Annotated in this window: 18 protein-coding genes, 1 other RNA gene and 1 pseudogene; 18 read left to right on the forward strand and 2 right to left on the reverse strand. The window is 32.5% G+C overall.

Annotation, left to right across the window (positions count from 1 at the left end; translation table 11 throughout):
* Window position 1: 1 nt before the first annotated feature.
* From queA to EL082_RS05660, 13 genes and pseudogenes are all read left to right on the forward strand, one after another.
* A complete protein-coding gene (queA, locus tag EL082_RS05600; protein WP_015364934.1) occupies window positions 2–1,027 on the forward strand; it encodes a tRNA preQ1(34) S-adenosylmethionine ribosyltransferase-isomerase QueA in 1,026 nt (341 codons plus the stop codon).
* 21 nt (window positions 1,028–1,048) lie between these two features.
* Window positions 1,049–2,188 (forward strand): tRNA guanosine(34) transglycosylase Tgt, encoded by a 1,140-nt coding sequence (tgt, locus tag EL082_RS05605; protein ID WP_002451802.1) that lies wholly within the window; start codon window positions 1,049–1,051, stop codon window positions 2,186–2,188.
* Between the two features lie 15 nt (window positions 2,189–2,203).
* Window positions 2,204–2,464 (forward strand): preprotein translocase subunit YajC, encoded by a 261-nt coding sequence (yajC, locus tag EL082_RS05610; protein WP_002451803.1) that lies wholly within the window; start codon window positions 2,204–2,206, stop codon window positions 2,462–2,464.
* Window positions 2,465–2,802: 338 nt separating this feature from the next.
* Entirely contained in the window at window positions 2,803–5,082 is a 2,280-nt protein-coding gene (secDF, locus tag EL082_RS05615; protein WP_019235939.1) for a protein translocase subunit SecDF, read from the forward strand.
* A gap of 121 nt (window positions 5,083–5,203) precedes the next feature.
* Window positions 5,204–7,486 carry a single-stranded-DNA-specific exonuclease RecJ gene (gene recJ, locus EL082_RS05620; RefSeq protein ID WP_015364936.1) on the forward strand — a complete coding sequence of 761 codons (2,283 nt, stop codon included), beginning with the start codon at window positions 5,204–5,206 and terminating at the stop codon, window positions 7,484–7,486.
* A gap of 14 nt (window positions 7,487–7,500) precedes the next feature.
* Window positions 7,501–8,019: an adenine phosphoribosyltransferase gene (locus EL082_RS05625; RefSeq protein ID WP_002467522.1), complete on the forward strand. Its 519-nt coding sequence runs from the start codon at window positions 7,501–7,503 to the stop codon at window positions 8,017–8,019.
* A gap of 427 nt (window positions 8,020–8,446) precedes the next feature.
* Window positions 8,447–10,636, forward strand: coding sequence for a RelA/SpoT family protein (locus tag EL082_RS05630; protein ID WP_103286288.1), 2,190 nt, complete (start codon window positions 8,447–8,449; stop codon window positions 10,634–10,636).
* Between the two features lie 22 nt (window positions 10,637–10,658).
* Window positions 10,659–11,111 carry a D-aminoacyl-tRNA deacylase gene (dtd, locus tag EL082_RS05635; protein ID WP_002467513.1) on the forward strand — a complete coding sequence of 151 codons (453 nt, stop codon included), beginning with the start codon at window positions 10,659–10,661 and terminating at the stop codon, window positions 11,109–11,111.
* On the forward strand, window positions 11,108–11,983 hold the full coding sequence (locus EL082_RS05640) for an N-acetylmuramoyl-L-alanine amidase family protein (protein ID WP_103286289.1): 876 nt from the start codon (window positions 11,108–11,110) through the stop codon (window positions 11,981–11,983). Before dtd ends, EL082_RS05640 begins: the two co-directional genes overlap by 4 nt.
* A 381-nt stretch (window positions 11,984–12,364) precedes the next feature.
* Entirely contained in the window at window positions 12,365–13,627 is a 1,263-nt protein-coding gene (gene hisS, locus EL082_RS05645; protein WP_002467521.1) for a histidine--tRNA ligase, read from the forward strand.
* Between the two features lie 15 nt (window positions 13,628–13,642).
* Window positions 13,643–15,408, forward strand: a pseudogene (gene aspS, locus EL082_RS05650) (aspartate--tRNA ligase).
* A gap of 124 nt (window positions 15,409–15,532) precedes the next feature.
* Window positions 15,533–15,723: non-coding RNA, 6S RNA (ssrS, locus tag EL082_RS05655), on the forward strand.
* A gap of 98 nt (window positions 15,724–15,821) precedes the next feature.
* Complete coding sequence (locus tag EL082_RS05660; protein WP_015364938.1) at window positions 15,822–16,595, forward strand: tRNA threonylcarbamoyladenosine dehydratase; 774 nt, start codon at window positions 15,822–15,824, stop codon at window positions 16,593–16,595.
* A 68-nt stretch (window positions 16,596–16,663) separates the two neighbouring features.
* Here the strand turns inward: EL082_RS05660 and EL082_RS05665 are convergent, their stop codons facing one another.
* A complete protein-coding gene (locus EL082_RS05665) occupies window positions 16,664–17,935 on the reverse strand; it encodes a replication-associated recombination protein A (protein ID WP_002467523.1) in 1,272 nt (423 codons plus the stop codon).
* A gap of 83 nt (window positions 17,936–18,018) precedes the next feature.
* Here EL082_RS05665 and cymR point away from each other — a divergent pair, with 83 nt between their 5' ends.
* Together cymR and EL082_RS05680 are read left to right on the forward strand one after the other, a co-directional pair.
* Entirely contained in the window at window positions 18,019–18,441 is a 423-nt protein-coding gene (cymR, locus tag EL082_RS05670; RefSeq protein ID WP_002467514.1) for a cysteine metabolism transcriptional regulator CymR, read from the forward strand.
* A 457-nt stretch (window positions 18,442–18,898) separates the two neighbouring features.
* Window positions 18,899–19,048: an SAS049 family protein gene (locus EL082_RS05680; RefSeq protein ID WP_002451815.1), complete on the forward strand. Its 150-nt coding sequence runs from the start codon at window positions 18,899–18,901 to the stop codon at window positions 19,046–19,048.
* A 109-nt stretch (window positions 19,049–19,157) separates the two neighbouring features.
* On the opposite strand, the gene EL082_RS05685 is transcribed toward EL082_RS05680, so the two are convergent.
* Window positions 19,158–20,156 carry an LLM class flavin-dependent oxidoreductase gene (locus tag EL082_RS05685; protein ID WP_015364940.1) on the reverse strand — a complete coding sequence of 333 codons (999 nt, stop codon included), beginning with the start codon at window positions 20,154–20,156 and terminating at the stop codon, window positions 19,158–19,160.
* A 278-nt stretch (window positions 20,157–20,434) separates the two neighbouring features.
* On the opposite strand from EL082_RS05685, the gene EL082_RS05690 reads away from it, so the two are divergent.
* The 3 genes from EL082_RS05690 to EL082_RS05700 all read left to right on the forward strand — a co-directional run bounded on the left by EL082_RS05690 (window position 20,435) and on the right by EL082_RS05700 (window position 23,580).
* Window positions 20,435–21,574, forward strand: coding sequence for a cysteine desulfurase family protein (locus EL082_RS05690; RefSeq protein WP_015364941.1), 1,140 nt, complete (start codon window positions 20,435–20,437; stop codon window positions 21,572–21,574).
* 2 nt (window positions 21,575–21,576) lie between these two features.
* Window positions 21,577–22,695: a tRNA 2-thiouridine(34) synthase MnmA gene (gene mnmA / locus EL082_RS05695; RefSeq protein WP_015364942.1), complete on the forward strand. Its 1,119-nt coding sequence runs from the start codon at window positions 21,577–21,579 to the stop codon at window positions 22,693–22,695.
* 216 nt (window positions 22,696–22,911) lie between these two features.
* The gene (locus EL082_RS05700) at window positions 22,912–23,580 is read left to right on the forward strand and encodes a tetratricopeptide repeat protein (RefSeq protein ID WP_019235936.1); all 669 of its coding nucleotides are present in this window, start codon (window positions 22,912–22,914) and stop codon (window positions 23,578–23,580) included.
* Window positions 23,581–23,582 lie beyond the last annotated feature (2 nt).

Here is a 23,582-nt window from a genome sequence, read left to right on the forward strand (position 1 = left end):
GTTGAATATTGAAGATTTTGACTATGATTTACCTGAATCTCTAATCGCGCAAACACCTTTAAAAAATAGAGACCAAAGTAGATTGTTAGTATTAAATAGAAAAAATGGAAATATGGAACATCTACATTTTAAAGATGTTATTAATTATTTTAATCCTGGTGATACGTTAGTTTTAAACGATACTAGAGTAATGCCAGCAAGACTTTTTGGATTAAAAGAAGAAACTGGCGCTAAAGTTGAGATGCTTATGTTAACTCAAATTGAAGGTAATGACTGGGAAGTATTGTTAAAGCCGGCTAAACGTATTAAAGTTGGAAATCAATTGAACTTCGGTGATGGAAAAATAATCGCTGAATGTATTGAGGAGTTAGATCAAGGCGGTAGAATTATGCGCTTGCACTATGAGGGTATACTCCAAGAACGACTTGATGAACTAGGTGAGATGCCATTACCACCATATATTAAAGAAAGATTAGACGATCCTGATCGTTATCAAACTGTTTATGCTAAAGAAAGTGGATCTGCTGCAGCACCAACTGCAGGACTACATTTTACAGATGAACTTCTAGAGTCAATTAAAGCTAAAGGCGTGAATATCGCTTTTATTACATTACATGTTGGTCTTGGTACATTTAGACCAGTAAGTGTAGATAATATTGATGATCATGAGATGCATAGTGAATATTATCAAATGACGCAAGAAACTGCAGATTTATTAAATAAGACAAGAAAAAATGGTCATCGAATTATTTCAGTAGGTACGACATCAACCAGAACACTAGAGACAATACGCAGAGATCATTCGGAATTTGTTGAAAAAAGTGGTTGGACAGATATCTTTATCTATCCAGGTTTTGAATATAAAGCTATCGATGGCTTGATTACTAACTTCCATCTTCCTAAGTCAACGTTAGTAATGTTAGTGTCAGCGTTTAGTAGCAGAGAATATATTTTAAATGCATATCAAAAAGCTGTTGAAATGGAGTATAGATTCTTTAGTTTTGGAGATGCAATGTTAATTATATAAAAGAATGTGAGGATTATAAATATGCCTGCAGTAACATATGAACATATTAAAACTTGTAAACAATCAGGTGCACGTTTAGGAATTGTACATACACCACATGGTTCGTTTGAAACACCAATGTTTATGCCGGTTGGAACTAAAGCAACTGTTAAAACAATGAGTCCTGAAGAATTGCGTCAGATTGAGGCTAAGATCATTTTGGGAAATACATATCATTTGTGGTTGCAACCTGGAAATGATATTATCAAACACGCTGGGGGACTGCATAAATTCATGAATTGGAACGGACCCATTCTAACCGATTCTGGAGGATTTCAAGTATTTAGTTTAAGTAATCTACGTAAAATCTCAGAAGAAGGTGTCGAATTTAGACATCATACGAATGGTTCAAAATTATTTTTAAGTCCAGAGAAATCAATGGAAATACAAAATGATTTAGGTTCAGACATTATGATGGCATTTGATGAATGTCCACCTATGCCATCTGAATATAAGTATGTCAAAGATTCAATTGAGAGAACAACTCGTTGGGCAGAAAGATGTTTAAAAGCGCATGCCCGTCCTGAAGATCAAGCGTTGTTTGGCATTATTCAAGGTGGCGAATATAAAGATTTACGTGAACAAAGTGCGAAAGAGCTTGTTGAGTTAGATTTTCCTGGATATGCAATTGGTGGACTTTCAGTAGGAGAGCCTAAACCTGTAATGTACGAAATGGTTGAACATACTGAACAATTTATGCCGAAAGATAAACCTAGATATTTAATGGGTGTCGGATCTCCCGATGCATTAATCGAATGTAGTATCCGAGGCATGGATATGTTTGATTGTGTATTACCTACTCGTATTGCTAGAAATGGTACATGTATGACTTCTAATGGACGTTTAGTAATCAAAAATGCCAAGTTTGCGGATGATTTAAGACCATTAGATGAAAATTGTGATTGCTATACATGTAAAAATTATTCTAGAGCATACATTAGACACTTGATCAAAGCAGAAGAAACCTTTGGTATCCGTCTTACTACTATTCATAATTTACATTTTCTGCTAAAATTAATGGAAGATATTAGACAAGCCATTCGAGAAGATAGACTTTTAGACTTTAAAGCTGAATTCTTCGAACAGTATGGATTAAATGTAGATAACCCTAAAAACTTTTAAAGAGGAGAATGTAACATGCAATTTACATCATTGATATTACCGATCTTATTGTTGGTTCTAATGTATTTCTTCTTAATTAGACCACAACAAAAACGTGCCAAAGAGCATCGTGAAATGATTAGTCGTGTAGAAGCTGGTCAAAAAATCACTACAATTGGTGGTATTAAAGGTACAGTTAAAGCAGTTGATGAAACAACAGTAGTTGTTACTGTTAATGGTCACGGCACAGAAATGACTTTTGAAAAACCAGCTATTAAACAAGTAGACCCTTCATAGTAGTATGTTATTGAAGCCTGAGGCATTATTGTCTCAGGCTTCAATTATATTTACCTGTAGCTAAATAAACGTGACTAGATAACTTTAAGTTAAAATATATTCTTCTTTATCAAATTGAGAATTGTTTCCAGTAATTAAATAATGCTAGTGATGACTTAGTATCAGTATTTTTGTTATAGTTTTGTATTAATTTAATTGAAAAAGTTATCAATAATTTCACTATAAAGTGTAGTATGTTAATATAGATAGGTCATAGGAGTTATTCATTTGACTCCGACTTGCAAATATAAGGATTAATCGAGTATTCTAGTATCATAAGTAAATAATGAGGTGTTCATGTGAAGAAAAGTAGTAGATTGATTGCATTCTTACTACTGGTGATCCTTCTGTTCGCAGGTATGGGTCTTACATATAAGAATGTGATTAAGAATGTTAACTTAGGCCTTGATTTACAGGGTGGATTCGAAGTGCTTTATCAAGTTGATCCGTTACATAAAGGTGACAAAATTGATAAAAATGCGTTGCAATCTACAGCGCAAACACTAGAAAATCGTGTTAACGTTTTAGGTGTTTCTGAACCTAAAATCCAAGTTGAAGATCCAAATAGAATTAGGGTTCAACTTGCTGGTGTGAAAGATCAGAAAGAGGCAAGAAAGATTTTATCATCACAAGCTAATTTAACCATTCGTGATGCGGATGACAAAGTTAAATTAAGTGGTGCTGATATTAAACAAGGATCAGCGAAACAAGAATTTAAACAGAATACGAATGATCCTACAGTTACATTTAAAGTAAAAGATAAAAATAAATTTAAAAAAGTAACTGAAGAAATATCTAAAAAGCAAAATAATGTTATGGTCGTTTGGTTAGATTTCAAAAAAGGCGACAGCTATAAGAAAGAAGCCGACAAGAAAGATCCTAAGTTTGTATCTGCGGCAAATGTTGATCAACCAATCAATTCAGATAGCGTAGAAATTTCTGGTGGATTCCATGGTCAAGAAGGCGTTAAAAAAGCAAAACAAATTGCTGAATTATTAAACGCAGGTTCTTTACCAGTAGATCTTAAAGAAATTTATTCAAACTCAGTTGGTGCTGAATTTGGTCAAGATGCACTTGATAAAACAATCTTTGCATCAGTTTTAGGTGTAGCAGTAATCTATCTATTTATGTTAGGTTTCTACAGATTACCAGGACTTGTAGCCATCATTGCATTAACAACATATATATATCTAACACTTGTAGCCTTTAACTTTATTTCAGGTGTACTTACACTACCTGGTTTAGCTGCCTTAGTGTTAGGTGTAGGTATGGCAGTAGATGCCAATATTATTATGTATGAACGGATTAAAGATGAGTTGAGAATTGGTAGGACACTTAAACAGGCATATTCTAAAGCCAATAAAAGTTCTTTCTTAACTATCTTTGACTCTAACTTAACAACCGTGATTGCTGCTGCAGTACTGTTCTTCTTTGGTGAAAGTTCAGTAAAAGGTTTCGCAACAATGTTGTTATTAGGTATTTTAATGATATTTGTAACTGCAGTGTTCTTATCTAGATTACTATTATCATTATTAGTTTATTCCAATTTATTTAAGAAAAAATATTGGTTATTTGGTGTTAAAAAATCAGATAGACATGATATTAGTGAAGGTAAAGATGTCCATGACTTAAAAACATCATTTGAAAAATGGAATTTCGTTAAACTAGCTAAGCCGTTAATTTCATTAAGTATTTTGATTGTAGTAGTAGGACTAGTTATTCTTTACATTTTCAAATTGAATTTAGGTATAGATTTCTCTGCTGGTACGCGAGTAGACTTACAATCTAAAGAATCACTTTCTCAATCTAAAGTTGAAAAAGTAGTGAAAGATGTTGGATTAGAACCAGATCAAATTCAAATAAATGGTTCAGGTAATAAAAATGCTACTGTTCAGTTTAAACAAGATTTATCACAAGCTAAAGATAATCAATTAAGTGATAAAATGAAATCTGAATTTGGTAACTCACCACAAATTAATACAGTTTCACCATTAATTGGACAAGAATTAGCTAAAAACGCAATGCTTGCGTTAGTATATGCAGCGCTGGGTATTATTATCTATGTATCATTACGTTTCGAATGGAGAATGGGATTATCCTCTGTCTTAGCTTTATTACACGACGTATTCATTATAGTCGCTGTGTTCAGTTTACTTCGATTAGAAGTTGATTTAACGTTTATCGCTGCTATCTTAACTATTGTTGGTTATTCTATTAACGATACCATCGTTACATTTGACCGAGTTCGGGAAAACTTGCATAAGATAAAAGTGATTACATCAACTGAACAAATTGATGACATCGTTAACAGATCAATTAGACAAACAATGACACGTTCTATTAATACAGTTTTAACAGTTGTTGTCGTTGTTGTTGCAATTCTATTATTTGGGGCACCAACAATCTTCAACTTCTCATTAGCTTTATTAATCGGTTTAATTTCAGGCGTGTTCTCTTCAATCTTTATAGCCGTCCCATTATGGGGAATTATGAAGAAACGTCAATTGAAAAAATCATCTAATCACAAATTAGTTGTATTTAAAGAGAAAAAATCAAATGACGAAAAAATCGTAGTTTAATAACCTAAAGGTTGAGCATTGATGTTGTAATGTCTTTAAAAGATTTTGCAGCAAAGTGCTCAACCTTTTTATTTTTTTCGATTTTCGATATAATGGCATTTGGAAATGAGGAAGGTTACTTATGATTAAATCTAAATATAATTGGAATTTGAATAACCCAACTGAATATATATCTGATAGTATTGCACAACGTTTAAAATTATCTCCTATTATCAAAAAGATATTAGAAAGTAAAAATATTATTGAAGAAGAAGATATACAACGTACTTTAAATGGCGTAGATATTAATCATGATAGTTCTTTACTTAGCGACATTGATAAAGCAATAGAACGTATAAATCAGGCAATTGATAAAAACGAGCGTATATTAGTTTATGGCGATTATGATGCTGATGGTGTGACATCAACGACAATATTAGTACATACATTACAAAAATTAGGAGCCCAAGTTGGATGGTATATCCCGAACCGTTTTACAGAAGGTTATGGACCAAACGAATTGGCCTTTCAAAATGCATATGATGAAGGGGTTTCATTAATCATTACTGTGGATAATGGCATACAAGGGCATGCTGAAATTAAAATGGCTCAAGATTTAGGTGTAGATGTCATCGTCACTGATCACCACGAAATAGGCAGAACATTACCTGAAGCGTATGCAATCGTACACCCAATGCATCCAGAATTTGATTATCCTTTTAAATATTTGTGTGGTGCTGGTGTAGCCTATAAATTAGCACAAGCATTATTAGAAAATGTGCCTAATTATTTTAAAGCATATGCAGCTATAGGAACGATTGCAGATTTAGTATCTTTAACTGATGAAAATCGTTCGATTGTACAACATGGTTTAAAAGTTATGAATGATAGTTGTCCAGTACCCGTTAAAGCTTTACTAAATCAAGCTAGTTATAACGATGAAATTACCGAAGAAACAATAGGTTTTATTATAGGCCCTAGATTAAATGCAGTTGGACGCTTGGAAGATGCCTCTTTAGCTGCTGAATTATTAATGTCTGATAGCGAAGATGAAGCTGAATTTTTAGCAGAACAGGTTGAGCATTTCAACCAAGAGCGTAAAGATATCGTAGCTCAAATTACTGAAGAAGCATTGGCAATGGCTGAGAATTATGTTTCTCAAGGACATCAATTTCTACTATTAGCCAAAGAAGATTGGCATGAAGGCGTATTAGGGATTGTAGCTTCGAAAATAGTAGAGACATATAGTTTACCAACATTAATTTTAAATATTGATTATGAACAGAATCATGCCAAAGGTTCTGCTAGATCAATTGAACAAGTTTCTATGTTTGAAATTTTAAATGCACATCAAGATTTAATTAGTAAATTCGGTGGACACCATATGGCAGCTGGAATGACTATGGATATTGATAATGTAGAGGCATTACGAGATGGATTAAATGAATGGATGGCAAGACTAAGTGAAACGACCTCACTTGAACCTAGTAAAAAAATAGATGTGTTATTGGATGAATCCGATATTACGATCAAAAATATTAAAGACATTCAGAAATTAAGACCATTTGGCACAGATTTTAATTCACCATTATTTGAAATTCAAAATATGACTATTAATTCATTAAAGGCCATAGGTAAAGAACAAAATCATTTGAAGATGACGTTAGGTGATTCTACTTTACCAGCTTTATTTTGGCAAAATGGTGCATATGCAACACAATTAGATAACGGTCAAACGGTAAACTTAATAGGTAACTTGCAAATCAATGAATGGAATGGTAATCAAACGCCGCAGTTCATTGTTCAAGATATAGCTATGGATACAATGCAAATATTAGATTATCGAAGTAAAAGTAAGAACACAAATTTCTTAAATAATGATCAATCAACAGCTTTTGTCATTCATTCAAAAGTTCATAAATCAAATGACAATGAGTTCTACTATGGAGAAGTTATACCTGTTGAATATGATAAAATAGTATTTAGAGATTTACCGAATACACTTGATGAATTAAAAAGTACATTACAACAAACACAAATATCTCAAATTTATCTTGTATTTCAACATAAAATGTCTATTTATTTTGAAGGTATGCCAAGTATCAGTTTATTTAAACAATGTTATAAAGCATTAATTAATAAAAAGGAAACGAATTTAGCAACTGAAGGTATGATGTTGTGTGACTTTCTCAATATTAAAGCGAATTCATTAAAATTTATGCTAAAAGTATTTTTAGAATTAGGATTTATTAACGAAGATGATGGTATAATAACGATTGCGAGTCAACCAAGTAAACAAGATATTGAAACAAGTCAATTGTATCAGGCTAGATTGTCTAGAATAGAGGTCGAAAAGCTTTTATTATATGATGATTTCAATCATTTAAAATTATGGATTAAAACTCAATTGGGATATAGTAATTAGGAGGAAATAATAAGATGGATTTAAAACAATATGTTTCTGAGGTACAAGACTGGCCAAAACCAGGGGTTAGCTTTAAAGATATCACTACAATTATGGACAATGGTGAAGCATACGGCTATGCTACAGACCAAATTGTTGAATATGCAAGAGAAAAAGATGTTGACGTAGTTGTAGGACCAGAAGCACGAGGATTTATTATTGGTTGCCCAGTAGCTTATTCTATGGGCATAGGGTTCGCACCTGTACGTAAAGAAGGTAAATTACCTCGTGAAGTTATTAGATACGAATATAATTTAGAATATGGCACTAATGTTTTAACAATGCATAAAGATGCTATTAAACCTGGTCAACGTGTTTTAATTACGGACGATTTATTAGCGACAGGTGGGACAATTGAAGCGGCAATTAAACTCGTTGAAAAGTTAGGCGGTATCGTTGTAGGCATTGCTTTTATTATTGAATTGAAATATTTAAATGGAATTGAAAAGATAAAAGACTATGATGTGATGAGTTTAATTTCTTATGATGAATAATTTTCAAAACCAAATTAACTAATAAAAATAAGTCATGATGAGCTAGTTCTCAAAACTAATTAACAATAATGTTGTTAATACAGTTTAAATAGAGAACTAGTTTTTATTTACAAAAAAATAGTATTGATAGAGTTACAATCTAATTGTGATTCATTTATTTATTCCAAAAATTGTAGTATCATGTAACTAATATTTAATTTTAATTCATCAATGTTAGCTTATCAGAGACATTAAAATTTGATAAACTATATACAATTAAAATTGATTTCACATTGAAACATCTATCAATTTTGTAATAATACAGGGTGTATAAGCTAATAAAATGCTAATAAGTGTCTATAAACCTTCTAAAATAATGGGTGTAATACATAACGGAAGTAAATAAATTAAAACGTGTAATTATAATCAATGAGTGGGGTGTCATATATTGAACAACGAGTATCCTTATAGTGCTGACGAGGTACTTTACAAAGCAAAGTCCTATTTAAGTGAAAGTGAATATCAATATGTTTTAAAGAGTTATCATATTGCATATGAAGCTCACCAAGGACAATTTAGGAAGAATGGTTTGCCATATATCATGCATCCAATTCAAGTAGCTGGAATTCTAACTGAGATGCGTTTAGACGGACCCACAATCGTTGCAGGCTTTTTACATGATGTCATAGAAGATACAGCATATACATTTGATGATGTTAAAAATATGTTTAACGAGGAAGTAGCAAGAATCGTAGACGGTGTTACTAAACTTAAAAAAGTAAAATATCGTTCGAAAGAAGAACAACAAGCTGAAAATCATCGTAAATTATTTATAGCTATTGCTAAAGATGTCCGTGTTATTTTAGTTAAATTAGCTGACCGATTACATAATATGAGAACATTAAAAGCTATGCCAAGAGAGAAACAAATACGTATTTCTAAAGAAACGTTAGAAATATATGCACCTTTAGCACATAGACTTGGTATCAATACTATAAAATGGGAATTAGAAGACACGGCTTTAAGATATATTGATAGTGTGCAATATTTCCGTATTGTTAATTTGATGAAGAAAAAGAGAAGTGAACGTGAAGCTTATATTGACAATGCTATTGGCCAGATAGAAACTGAAATGGATAAAATGAATATTGTTGGCGAAATAAATGGTCGACCTAAACACATCTATAGTATTTATAGAAAAATGATGAAACAAAAAAAGCAGTTTGATCAAATATTTGATTTACTTGCTATCCGAATCATCGTTAATACAATCAATGATTGTTATGCGATATTAGGTTTGGTACATACATTATGGAAACCGATGCCAGGTCGTTTTAAAGACTATATTGCAATGCCGAAACAAAATATGTATCAATCTCTCCATACAACAGTTGTAGGTCCAAATGGGGATCCACTTGAAATTCAAATACGTACGTATGAAATGCATGAAATTGCAGAACATGGTGTAGCTGCGCACTGGGCTTATAAAGAAGGCAAAACTGTAAACGAAAAAACACAAGATTTCCAAAATAAATTAAATTGGTTAAAAGACTTAGCTGAAACAGATCATACGTCCTCAGATGCACAAGAATTTATGGAATCACTCAAATACGATTTACAAAGTGATAAAGTATATGCATTTACACCAGCGAGTGATGTCATAGAGTTACCGTATGGTGCTGTACCTATTGATTTTGCATATGCTATCCATAGTGAAGTAGGTAATAAAATGATAGGGGCTAAAGTCAACGGGAAAATAGTGCCTATTGACTATATATTACAAACCGGTGATATCATTGAAATAAGAACAAGTAAACATTCATACGGACCAAGTAGAGATTGGTTAAAAATCGTTAAATCATCTAGTGCGAAAAGTAAAATTAAAAGTTTCTTTAAAAAGCAAGATCGATCTTCAAATATTGAAAAAGGTAAATTTATGGTTGAAGCTGAAATTAAAGAGCAAGGTTTTAGAGTTGACGATATTCTTACCGAAAAAAATATCGATGTAGTGAATGAAAAATATCATTTTGCTAATGAAGATGATTTATATGCTGCTGTTGGTTTCGGTGGTGTTACGGCTATTCAAATCGTTAATAAGTTAACAGAGCGTCAAAGAATTTTGGATAAGCAAAAGGCTTTAAATGAAGCACAGGAAGTGACAAAATCAGTTCCAATCAAAGAAGATATTATTACTGATAGTGGTGTATACGTAGAAGGTTTAGAAAATGTACTGATTAAACTATCAAAATGTTGTAATCCTATACCTGGTGATGATATTGTAGGTTATATCACCAAAGGTCATGGTATAAAAGTACATAGAACCGATTGTCCTAATATAAAAAATGAGACAGAACGCTTAATATCGGTTGAATGGGTGAAATCTAAAGACTCAACACAACGTTATCAAGTCGATTTAGAAGTCACTGCATATGATCGTAATGGACTATTAAATGAAGTCCTACAAGCTGTAAATTCAACAGCAGGAAGTCTAATTAAAGTATCAGGTCGATCCGATATCGATAAAAATGTTGTCATTAATATTAGTGTCATGGTAAAAAATGTAAACGATGTATACCGTGTAGTTGAAAAAATCAAACAGTTAGGTGATGTATATACTGTTACAAGAGTTTGGAACTAGAACTTAAGAGGTGCAAAGAAAAATGAGAGTAGTTGTACAAAGAGTTTCAGAAGCTTCTGTTTCAAATAACAACATTCACAATGCTATTCAAAAAGGCTATTGTTTACTAGTAGGTGTCGGTAAAAATTCTACAGAAGCTGATGTACAAGCAGTAGCTAAAAAAATCGCGAATGCAAGATTATTTGAAGACGAAAATGACAAATTGAACTATAATATTCAACAAATTGAAGGAGAAATATTATCAATTTCTCAATTTACATTGTACGCCGATGTAAAAAAAGGTAATCGCCCTGGTTTTTCTGATTCAATGCCACCTGAGGCAGCAGATGAATTATATGAATCGTTTAACGAAGCACTTCGATCATATGGTTTGAATGTTAAAACAGGTGAATTTGGTACACATATGAATGTAGACATTCATAATGATGGTCCTGTAACAATCATTTATGAGAGTCAGGATGGCAAAATGATATGAATAAAGTAAATACATGGTTAACCAAACATGGTCTTATGAATCGACTTACATTGATCGTAGTTATTTGTTTCGTACTATTTCTCATATTATTATTTATGTTTTTAAATTATAATGATGAAGATAATGGTACAATCACGATAACAGAAAACGCAGAGTTGAGAACTGGACCTAATGCAGCTTATCCTGTTATTTATAAGATTGAAAAGGGAGATACTTTCGAGAAGATTGATAAATCTGGTAAGTGGATCGAAGTAAAGAATAAAGCTGGAGATGAAAAAGGTTGGGTTGCTGGTTGGCACACAAACTTAAATATCCATGCTGAGAATTCTAAGAAATCCGCTCCTTTAAAAGGTAAAGCAATTGTACTTGATCCTGGTCACGGTGGACGTGATCAGGGTGCTTCAAGTAATACGTCCTCAAAGAGTTTAGAAAAAGTATATACATTAAAAACTGCTAAAGAGTTAAAGACTTTACTTGAAAAAGAAGGTGCTCATGTTAAAATGACGCGTTCTAATGATACATATGTGTCTTTGGATGATAGGAATATCAAAGGAGACGCTTTTATAAGCATACATAATGACTCACTAGATTCCCCAAATGCGAATGGTGTAACTGTGTATTGGTTACAAGATAATCAAGAAGCATTAGCACAAACGCTTAGCAGTAGCATCCAAAAGAAATCCCTCCTAACAAATAAAGAAGCCAGACAACAAAATTATCAAGTCTTGAGACAAACGAATATACCAGCAGTATTATTAGAACTTGGTTATATTAGTAATCCAACAGATGAAGGAATGGTACGAGACCAACTACATAGACAAGTTGTGGAGGAAGCTATCGTTGATGGCTTAAAACAATATTTCTCATCATAGAACTTGCAAATCAAATGAAAACTCGTTATCATTATAATTGAATTATAAATAGTAAACCGATTGTATTCTTGAAAGAATAAATGAAAGAGGTAGTATATTTTAATATACGTAGAAATGTAATCCATGAGGCTGAAAGATTACGCTGAGTAGTTTATTACTTTGAACACAAGAAGAGGTGCTTTATTCAAAAGTAAAGCCGGCTAACGTACGTTAAACGTTTTGAGTGGATTTGTGACGTTAATTATGTCCAAATCAATTAGGGTGGCAACACGGATTTTCGTCCCTTGTATAGTATTTAATGCTATGCAAGGGCTTTTTTATTCACATTTTTAAAATGAAAAAGAGATGAAAAGCCTTGAGTATTAGTAAAGGAGATAAAATATGATAAAAATTCCAAGAGGAACGCAAGATATATTACCAGAAGATTCAATCAAGTGGCGTTACATTGAAAATAAATTAGATCAATTAATGGAAATTTACAATTATCAAGAAATACGAACACCTATCTTTGAGAGTACTGAACTTTTTGCTAGAGGTGTTGGTGATTCTACAGATGTAGTTCAAAAGGAAATGTATACATTTAAGGATAAAGGCGATCGTAGTCTGACATTAAGACCAGAGGGTACTGCTAGTGTAGTTCGATCTTATATCGAACATAAAATGCAGGGAAATCCAAATCAACCAGTAAAGTTATATTATAATGGGCCAATGTTTAGATATGAACGTAAACAAAAAGGTAGATATCGTCAATTTAATCAATTTGGTGTTGAAGCTATTGGTTCTGAAAACCCAAGCATTGATGCTGAAATATTAGCGATGGTAATGCATATCTATCAATCATTTGGGCTAAAACACTTAAAATTAGTGATTAATAGTATTGGAGATAGTGATTCTCGTAAAGAATACAATAAAGCATTGGTTAAACACTTTGAACCAGTGATTGATAATTTCTGCCAAGATTGTCAGTCTAGACTACACACTAATCCGATGAGAATTTTAGATTGTAAAGTCGATAGAGACAAAGAAGCTGTCAAAAATGCACCACGTATTACGGACTTCTTAAACGAAGATTCTAAAGCATACTACGAACAAGTAAAACAACATTTAGATGATTTAGAAATTCCATATGTAGAAGATCCTAATCTTGTTCGTGGATTAGATTATTACACACATACTGCATTTGAATTAATGATGGATAATCCAAATTACGATGGTGCAATAACAACCTTGTGTGGTGGTGGTCGTTATAATGGTCTACTTGAACTGTTAGATGGACCTAGCCAAACAGGTATCGGTTTTGCATTAAGTATCGAAAGATTATTGTTAGCTTTAGAAGAAGAAGGTATTGAATTAGATATTAAAAATGACTTTGACCTATTTATCGTTACTATGGGAGAAAAAGCGGATCGTTATGCAGTTAAATTACTTAACGAATTACGTAAAAATGGCGTAAAAGCTGATAAAGATTATCTTAATAGAAAAATTAAAGGTCAAATGAAACAAGCAGATCGTCTAAATGCAAACTATACAATCGTAATTGGTGATCAAGAATTAGAAAACAATCAAATTGATATTAAAAATATGGAAACTGGTGAATCTGAATCAATTCAATTAGATCAAATAGTTGATTATTTTCACAAATAGAGAGGAAGTTTTGAAATGAGTAAAAGAACGACATACTGTGGTTTAGTCACAGAAGATTTATTAAATGAAAAAGTAACGTTAAAAGGTTGGGTACACAACAGACGTGACTTAGGCGGATTAATTTTCATCGATTTAAGAGATAGAGAAGGTATTGTACAAATTGTTTTTAATCCTGATTTTTCACAAGAAGCATTAAATATTGCTGAAACTGTAAGATCTGAATATATTGTTGAAGTTCAAGGTGTAGTAACTAAACGTGATGCTGAAACAGTTAATCCTAAAATTAAAACAGGGCAAGTAGAAGTGCAAGTTTCAAATATTGAAATTATCAATAAATCAGAAACACCACCATTTTCAATAAATGAAGAAAATACAAATGTAGATGAAAATATAAGATTAAAATATAGATATTTAGATTTACGTCGCCAAGAACTAGCACAAACATTCAAAATGAGACATCAAACAACACGTTCAATTCGACAATATTTAGATGACAATGGATTTTATGATATTGAAACGCCAGTATTAACTAAATCAACGCCAGAAGGTGCAAGAGACTATTTAGTACCTTCACGTGTTCATGATGGTGAATTTTATGCATTGCCACAATCACCACAATTATTTAAACAATTGCTAATGATTAGTGGATTTGATAAATACTATCAAATCGTTAAATGTTTCCGTGATGAAGACTTACGTGCTGATCGTCAACCAGAATTTACTCAAGTCGATATTGAAATGAGCTTTGTAGACCAAGAAGATGTTATGGCAATGGGTGAAGAAATGTTACGCAAAGTCGTTAAAGATGTAAAAGGTATCGATGTACCTGGTCCATTCCCACGAATGACTTATGCTGAAGCAATGAGTCGTTATGGTTCTGACAAACCTGATACACGTTTTGACATGGAATTGATTAACGTATCTCAATTAGGTCATGAAATGGACTTTAAAGTATTCAAAGATACAGTTGAAAATAATGGAGAAATTAAAGCAATCGTAGCTAAAGGTGCTGCAGATCAATATACACGTAAAGACATGGATGCGTTAACTGAATTTGTAAATATATATGGAGCTAAAGGTTTAGCATGGGTTAAGGTTACTGATGAAGGTTTAACTGGTCCAATTGCTCGCTTCTTTGAAGATAAAGATGCAGAACAATTAAAATCATTAACAGAGGCATCAGCTGGGGATTTAGTAATGTTTGTTGCTGATAAACCAGAAGTCGTAGCACAAAGTTTAGGCGCATTACGTATTAAACTAGCTAAAGAATTAGGCTTAATTGATGAATCTAAATTAAACTTCTTATGGGTAACAGATTGGCCATTATTAGAATATGATGATGAAAGTAAACGCTATGTAGCTGCACATCATCCATTCACATCACCTAAAAAAGAAGATATTGATAAATTAGATTCAGAGCCTGAAAATGCACAAGCGAATGCCTATGATATCGTATTAAATGGTTATGAATTAGGTGGGGCTCAATCAGAATGCATAATGGTGAATTACAAGAAAAAATGTTTGAAGTACTAGGATTTACTAAAGAACAAGCACAAGAACAATTTGGTTTCTTATTAGATGCGTTCAAATATGGTGCACCACCACATGGCGGTATCGCATTAGGATTAGATAGATTAGTTATGTTATTAACTAATCGTACAAACTTAAGAGATACAATTGCATTCCCTAAAACTGCATCAGCTACTTGTTTGTTAACTGATGCGCCAGGTGAAGTTTCTGAAAAACAATTAGAAGAATTATCGTTAAGAATTAGACATTAATTAACTCGTAACTTTAATTTCTTGCGATTATGTCTAAATGTTGTCTGAATAAAAAGGAATTAAAATATACAAAGTTGTTTAATTCCTTTCTTTCGAAGTTTATGGTATTATAATGACATAAGATAGTCATCTGTGATGTTCGTATGTTTGCTTTTTATTTGGGCCTAACACTCTTTGATCAGGGAGCCCAATAGGTTTTCATGCAGCGCACACGCCTCAATAGGAGGACTTGCAAAACATGAAACAGGGCACCCACCTGTATATAGCAGGCCGAATGATCAAGCTATTTATAACTACGGCATCTACGGACTCTATCGGTACGCAAGACTTAGGTCTTGCGTATTTTTATTTTTAAATTAAAATAATACTTAAAATACATATTGATTTGGATTGTTTAGTTAAAGGAGATTAAAATGAAACATCAATTTTCTAGAAATGAGTTAGCAATCGGACAAGAGGGACTTGATTTATTAAAAAATAAAACTGTAGCTGTGTTAGGTGTCGGTGGCGTTGGATCTTTTGCTGCTGAAGCATTAGCTAGAACGAATATAGGTCATATCATTTTAATAGATAAAGACGATGTTGATATTACAAATGTTAACCGTCAAATCCATGCCTTAACTTCTACTATCGGACAAAGTAAAGTGACGTTAATGGAAGAAAGAATAAAACAAATTAATCCAGACTGTAAAGTAACGCCATTACATATGTTTTATACTGAAGAGACATACGAAGAGATATTTAATAACTATGATATTGATTATTTTATCGATGCGAGTGATACCATTATTTATAAAGTACATTTAATGAAAGAATGCTTAGAACGTGGTATCGATATGATTTCCAGTATGGGGGCAGCTAATAAAATAGATCCTACTCGATTCCAAATTGCTGATATCTCAAAAACGCATACTGATCCAATGGCTAAGGTCATTCGTAATAGATTAAAACGTGTAGGTATTCGAAAAGGGGTTAAAGTTGTATTTTCAGATGAAAGTCCAATTGTAATTAGAGAAGATGTAAAAGAAACAGTAGGCGACAAAAATGCTATTAATAGAAAAGGACAAATGCCACCATCTTCCAATGCATATGTACCAAGTGTAGTTGGATTAATTTGTTCAAGTTATGTCATCAATGATATTCTAAAAGACATTCCGATTCGTCGTATTAAAGATAAAGGCCAATAATTAAGTTTTAAAAAAAAGATAGCTTGTCTATAATGTAATTGCTACATATAGGCAAGCTATCTTTTAATTTATTTAGACTTATTCAATAGATTCTCATAAATGGTTTTAAATTGTTGTTCACTTTTAGATGTCGTTTTAGGTTCATAATATATTCGATTTTTAAGTATATCAGGTAAATATTGTTGAACTACATGACCATTGTCATAATTGTGTGGATATTTATAACCAATAGCACGGCCTAATTCTTTAGCACCAGCATAGTGGCCATCTTTTAAATAGTCCGGTATTTGTCCTACTTTGCCTTGTCTTATGTCACTTAATGCTTTATCAATAGCTGAAATGCCTGAATTCGATTTAGGTGATAAGCATAATTCAATAACTGCTTGGCTTAATGGAATTCGTGCTTCAGGAAAACCTAATCTTTCAGCAGATTGAATTGCAGCTAAAGTACGTTGTCCTGCATTTGGTGAAGCTAAACCTACATCCTCATAACTAATTACGAGTAATCGTCTGACTATTGTTGGTAAATCACCAGCTTCTATCAATCTGGCTAGATAATGCAGTGCTGCATTGACATCACTGCCTCGAATAGACTTTTGAAAAGCACTCATGACATCATAATGCATATCTCCATCTTTATCACTAACGAATGCCCCTTTTTGCAAGCAATCTTTAGCATCTTGCAATGTAATGTGACGTTGCCCATCTTCTTCAGATGCACTTAAAACTGCAAGTTCTAAAGCATTTAAAGCACTTCTAACATCACCTTGACTCTGAGTTGAGAAATAAGTCATAGCATCATCATCAACTTTAGGTGAATATGCATTAAGACCTCGATCTTCGTCTTCTAAAGCACGATTAAGTGCTAATCTAATATCGTCATTATCCAAAGGAAACAATTCAAAAATTTGAGCTCTTGACCGAATAGCTGGGTTAATTGCATGATAAGGATTAGAAGTTGTTGCACCAATTAAGACAATTTTTCCATTTTCTAAATGGGGCAATAAAAAGTCTTGTTTCGCTTTATCTAATCGGTGAATTTCATCTAATAACAAAATCACTTGTCCAGACATTTTTGCTTCATCGACTACCATTTGCATATCTTTTTTTGTATTCGTTACAGCATTGAGTTGTCTAAATTTATATTGAGTACTACCTGCAATGGCTTTAGCAATACTTGTTTTACCTATACCAGGTGGCCCATAAAATATCATAGAAGAAAGTCTTTTAGTTTCTACCATTCTTCTAATAATACCTTTTGGACCAACCAAATGTTGTTGTGAAATGATTTCATCTATATTTATTGGTCTCATCCTAGACGCTAAAGGTTCAGTATTCACATTTGTCACACCTTTCTTATATTATCTTAACGTAAAAAATGATAGAATGGGAATATATAATTCGAATTAAGTGAGGTTATACAATGAAAATATCAACAAAAGGGAGATATGGCTTAACTTTAATGATTTCTCTTGCTAAAAGAGAAGGCCAGGGTTGCGTATCATTAAAAACAATAGCTGAAGAAAATAATTTAAGTGATTTATATTTAGAACAACTTGTTGGACCCTTAAGAAATGCTGGATTAATTCGAAGCGTTCGAGGCGCAAAAGGTGGGTACCAATTAAGATTACCTGCTGAAGAAATTACAGCTGGTGATATTATCAGATTATTAGAAGGACCCATTACCTTCGTAGAAAGTATCGAGTCAGAACCACCTGCTCAAAAACAATTATGGTTAAGAATGAGAGATGCAGTCAGAGACGTACTCGACAACACAACACTACAATACCTAGCAGAATACAAAGAAACAGACCAAAACCTAGACGGATACATGTTTTATATATAGGGACCCAGCAAAGAGAAATTGGGAATCCAATTTCAACAAGCAATGCAAGTTGGGCAAGGGCCCCAACATTGAAAAATTGGTTCCCCAACTTTTACGGACCATGCAAGTTGGGCGGCCCCTTTATAGAGGTTTTATACAAAAGGATTATAAATTTATGAAAAAGTATGGATTAATTTCCATATTTTTTTAATTTAATAGATTGATTAGTTTACCTACTCAAATCCTACAATCAAGCGTTTGATACGTGCGATACGTAAATTCTAAATTGCTTTTAGTACAAAGTTTCTAAATTTTATTTGATACATATGTTTAGTTCCTTGACCAAGTGGTATGAATAGAATATACATCATAACAATTGTTGAATTAATCTTATTCATAAAGTGATTGATGTAATAAAGTTAAAATTAAAGTTTTAACAAATACAAATTAGTTTTAAATCTGAAAGGAGCTTATATTTATGGGATTCATGGATAAAGCAAAAGACGCAGCAGAAAAATTCAAAAACAGTGATAATGAGCAAGTAAACAAAGCTAAAGATACAATTAACGAGTATACTGATACTGGTAAAGGCGACAAAGATAAAAAAGAAGATAAAGACGATAAATAATCGTTTTCTTATAAGTAAAGGGGTAGTGCAATAGCGCTACCTCTTTTTTTTATATATTAAAAATACTGAAACGCCAATATCACGTTTCAGTATAATTGAATTAAATAAATTATAGTGTATCGATAATATGTTTGAATTTTTGATATGACTCATGTTGCTTTTGTTGATCAAAAATATAGCTTACACCCATGATTTCATCGATATCTCCATAATAATCAATAAAATCTTTAATTTTTTGTTTAACTGTACTTTCAGAACCAATCATTGATGAGTTGATTCGTTGCTTCGCCATCTCCAATTCCCTAGGCGTTAACACTTGATCTAATTTATCTGTTGGTGGTTGTACTGGTTGCATTTTGCCTCTTGTAATACTTACCATTACTTGAGCCATTGAACTAGCTAAATATTCTGCTTCTTCATCAGTGTCTGCAACGATAACATTTAAGCCTATAATAACATAAGGTTCACTTAATACCTCTGAAGGTTCAAATAACTCTTTATATATTTGTATGGCTTCTTTCATTTGTTGTGGTGCAAAATGTCCAGCAAAAACATATGGTAAACCTCTTCTAGCAGCCACATGTGCCGAATCAGTTGAAGAACCTAATATATATAACGGAACTTGTTTATTCACAGCTGGATAGGCACGTACATAACTTTGTTGATTTGCAGGTCCAAAATATTGTTGTAATTGATCTACTTCATCTGGAAATTGATAAACACCATTATGTTGGTCTCTACGCAATGCACTTGCAGTCATCATATCTGTACCTGGTGCTCTTCCTAAACCTAAATCTACTCGATTAGGAAATAAAGTAGCCATTGTACCAAATTGTTCTGCTACTATAAGAGGTGCGTGATTTGGCAACATTATTCCACCAGAACCAACTTTAATCGTTTTTGTATGTTCTAGAGTATGTTGAACTAATAATGCAGTCGCAGAACTTACTAAATTAGGTGCATTATGGTGCTCGGCAATCCAATATCTTTCATAACCTACTTGTTCTAAATGTTGTGCTAAATCAATCATGTCATTTAAAGCGTCGCTATCATCTTGTCCTTCTCTAATAGGTACTAAATTTAATGCTGATACTTTAAGTTTATTCATAGCAAAATTTCCTCCATAGTAAAAATAGTATATGAAGTATAACAATGATTACTACAATAAAATATTAAATTGCTCATTACACATAACAAAACTACTATTCAATTTATGACAAAATGCTAGTTAAGTATATAATTCAAGATTTAGACTAATACATATTATCAACTATAGCAATAAAATGTTAAAATTATACTAACTATATTTGTCAAACAGATAGGTAGAAAAATACGTTTCTAGGTGCTATTATAGGAACATTGATAATTTTGTGAGGAGTGTCAAACATGGAAGTTTATGCAGATTATGCTGCAACAACACCAGTTAAATCTGAAGTTGTAGAGGTGATGATGGATATATACCAATCACATTATGGTAACCCATCTTCAATACATTCAATTGGAAGAGACGCACGTAAATATTTAGATGAATCTCGTAGAACTGTGGCTAAATGTTTAGGAGCTAAACCATCAGAAGTCATCTTTACTAGTGGTGCTACTGAATCTAACAATACAGCGATAAAAGGTTTAGTTAAAGCTAATGAACATATTGGAAATCATTTAATCACTACTAAAATAGAACATCATTCTGTATTGCATGTGTTTGAGCAATTAGAACGTGAAGGTTATGATGTAACATACCTAGATGTAGATGATACGGGTGCTATTGATTTAGATCAATTAGAAGAAGTTATTACAGATAAAACGATTCTTGTTTCTATCATGTTTGTGAACAATGAGGTCGGAACGGTTCAACAAATGTATGATATTGAAGATATTGTTACCTCAACGAATGCATTATTCCATGTTGATGCAGTGCAAGCCATTGGTCATTTAGATATAGATTTTGATGATTTTAAATTTGACACAATGAGCGTCACTGGTCATAAATTTGGCGGTCCTAAGGGCGTTGGTGCCTTACTGGTAAGAGAAAATACACCAATCCAATTTACTCAACTTGGTGGTGAACAAGAAACAAAACGTCGTGCAGGAACAGAAAACTTAGCCCAGATTGTTGGCTTTGCTAAGGCGATTGAATTAGCTCAACAACATAGGGATGAAAATAATATACATTTAATGAATTTAAAAGAATTATTTTTAGTGAGTTTGCAAGAACGTGCTATTCCATTTGAGCTTAATGGTTCAATGGTCGATACAACAGGTCATATCATTAATTTATATTTTCCATTTATTGATGTGGAAACAATGTTAACACTGCTCGATTTAAGTCAAATCTATGTATCTTCTGGTTCTGCTTGTACAGCGGGATCAACGACACCTTCACATGTGTTAGCAGCTATGTATGAAGATGAAGAAAGAGCTAAACATTCAGTGAGATTTAGTTTTAATGAAATGACTACAGAACAAGAAGTTAAATATATAGTTGCAGAAATTCATAAAATATATCATAAATTTAAGGAGGAATAGTCGTGACAAATCAAGATACGCGTGTAGTCGTAGGTATGTCAGGTGGTGTCGATAGTTCAGTAACAGCCCATCTATTAAAAGAGCAAGGCTATGATGTGATTGGCATTTTTATGAAAAATTGGGATGATACTGATGAAAACGGCGTTTGTACAGCTACAGAAGATTATAATGATGTTATAGCTGTTTGTAACCAAATTGGTATTCCATATTACGCAGTTAACTTCGAACAAGAATATTGGGATAAGGTATTTACTTACTTTCTAGACGAATATAAAAAAGGTCGTACACCAAATCCAGACGTCATGTGTAATAAAGAAATTAAATTTAAAGCATTTTTAGAACATGCTTTAAAATTAGGTGCTGATTACGTAGCAACAGGACATTATGCACGTATCAGAAGACATGAAGACGGTCATGTTGAAATGTTGAGAGGCATTGATAACAATAAAGACCAAACGTATTTTTTAAATCAACTTTCACAACAGCAACTTTCTAAAGTCATGTTCCCAATTGGTGATATTGACAAAAAACGTGTTCGTCAAATTGCTGAAGAACAGGATCTAGCTACAGCTAAGAAAAAAGATTCAACAGGTATTTGCTTTATTGGAGAAAGAAACTTTAAGACGTTTTTATCACAATATCTCCCAGCACAATCAGGTGATATGGTCACACTTGATGGTAAAAAAATGGGTGTGCATAGTGGCTTAATGTATTACACAATCGGCCAAAGACATGGTTTAGGTATTGGTGGAGATGGAGATCCATGGTTTGTAGTAGGTAAAAATTTAGAAGATAATGTGTTATATGTTGAACAAGGATTCCATCATGACGCATTATATAGTGACTATTTAATTGCCTCAGATGTATCATTTGTAAATGAACAAGATGTTGATTTAGAGAAAGGCTTTTATTGTACTGCTAAATTTAGATATCGCCAAAAAGATACTAAAGTTTTTGTTCAAAGAGAGAATAATGAAGCAATCAGAGTCACATTTGATGAACCAGTTAGAGCGATTACACCTGGTCAAGCAGTTGTGTTTTATAATGATGAGGTATGTCTTGGAGGCGCAACTATTGATGACGTTTATAAAAATTCTGGTCAATTAAGCTATGTAGTATAAAGTTTTGCCGTTAATTCATGGACGTGGTTTTAGGATTAACGGCAATTTTTTTAATTATATATACAAATAGTATGTACGTTACTTAGTATACTTTTAAAAATTCATACATATCATGATAAAATATATTTAAACTAATTTTGAACGGTAATTATCAGTTTTAACTAAGAAAGAACCAATAGTTATTTAACGATGATATAAGGAGTTGTCTCATTAAATATGATTGATCAAAAAACGATATATCAATTTATCAAAGAGGGTCAGTTAGAAGAAGCGTTAAAGGCTTTATTTGATAATATTGAAGAAGACCCAACAGTCACAGAAAATTATATTAATGCTGGAATAGTATTAGCAGATGCAGGCGAAATTGAAAAATCTGAACGCTTTTTCCAAAAAGCGATAACAATTGACCCTGAAAATGGCGCCATTTATTATAATTTAGGAAATGTCTATTATAATCAAGATCGATTTAAAGAAGCGATTAAATTATATCAACAAGCCATGAAGTACAATATAGAACCAGTTGATTGCAATTACATGATAGGAATGTCTTTTAACCAATTAAATGCGCATAAAGAAGCATTACCATTTTTAATGACTGCAGCAGAAAAAGATCACCAACAAGATACAGAAGTACAGTTTCAATATGGGTTGGTATTATGTCAATTAGAAATGTTTGATCAAGCTATTAAACAATTAAAAAAAGTACTATCAATCGATTCAAATCATGTTGACGCAATATATAACTTAGGACTTGCTACATATATGAAAAATGAGGACGTAGATGAAGCAATCGAATATTTCAACCAAGCGATTAAGATTGATTCTGGTCACTTATTGAGTCAACACGCATTAAAAACGTTTACAGCAATTAAAGAAGAGGAGTAATA

This window comes from Staphylococcus warneri (assembly GCF_900636385.1).
GTDB lineage: Bacteria > Bacillota > Bacilli > Staphylococcales > Staphylococcaceae > Staphylococcus > Staphylococcus warneri.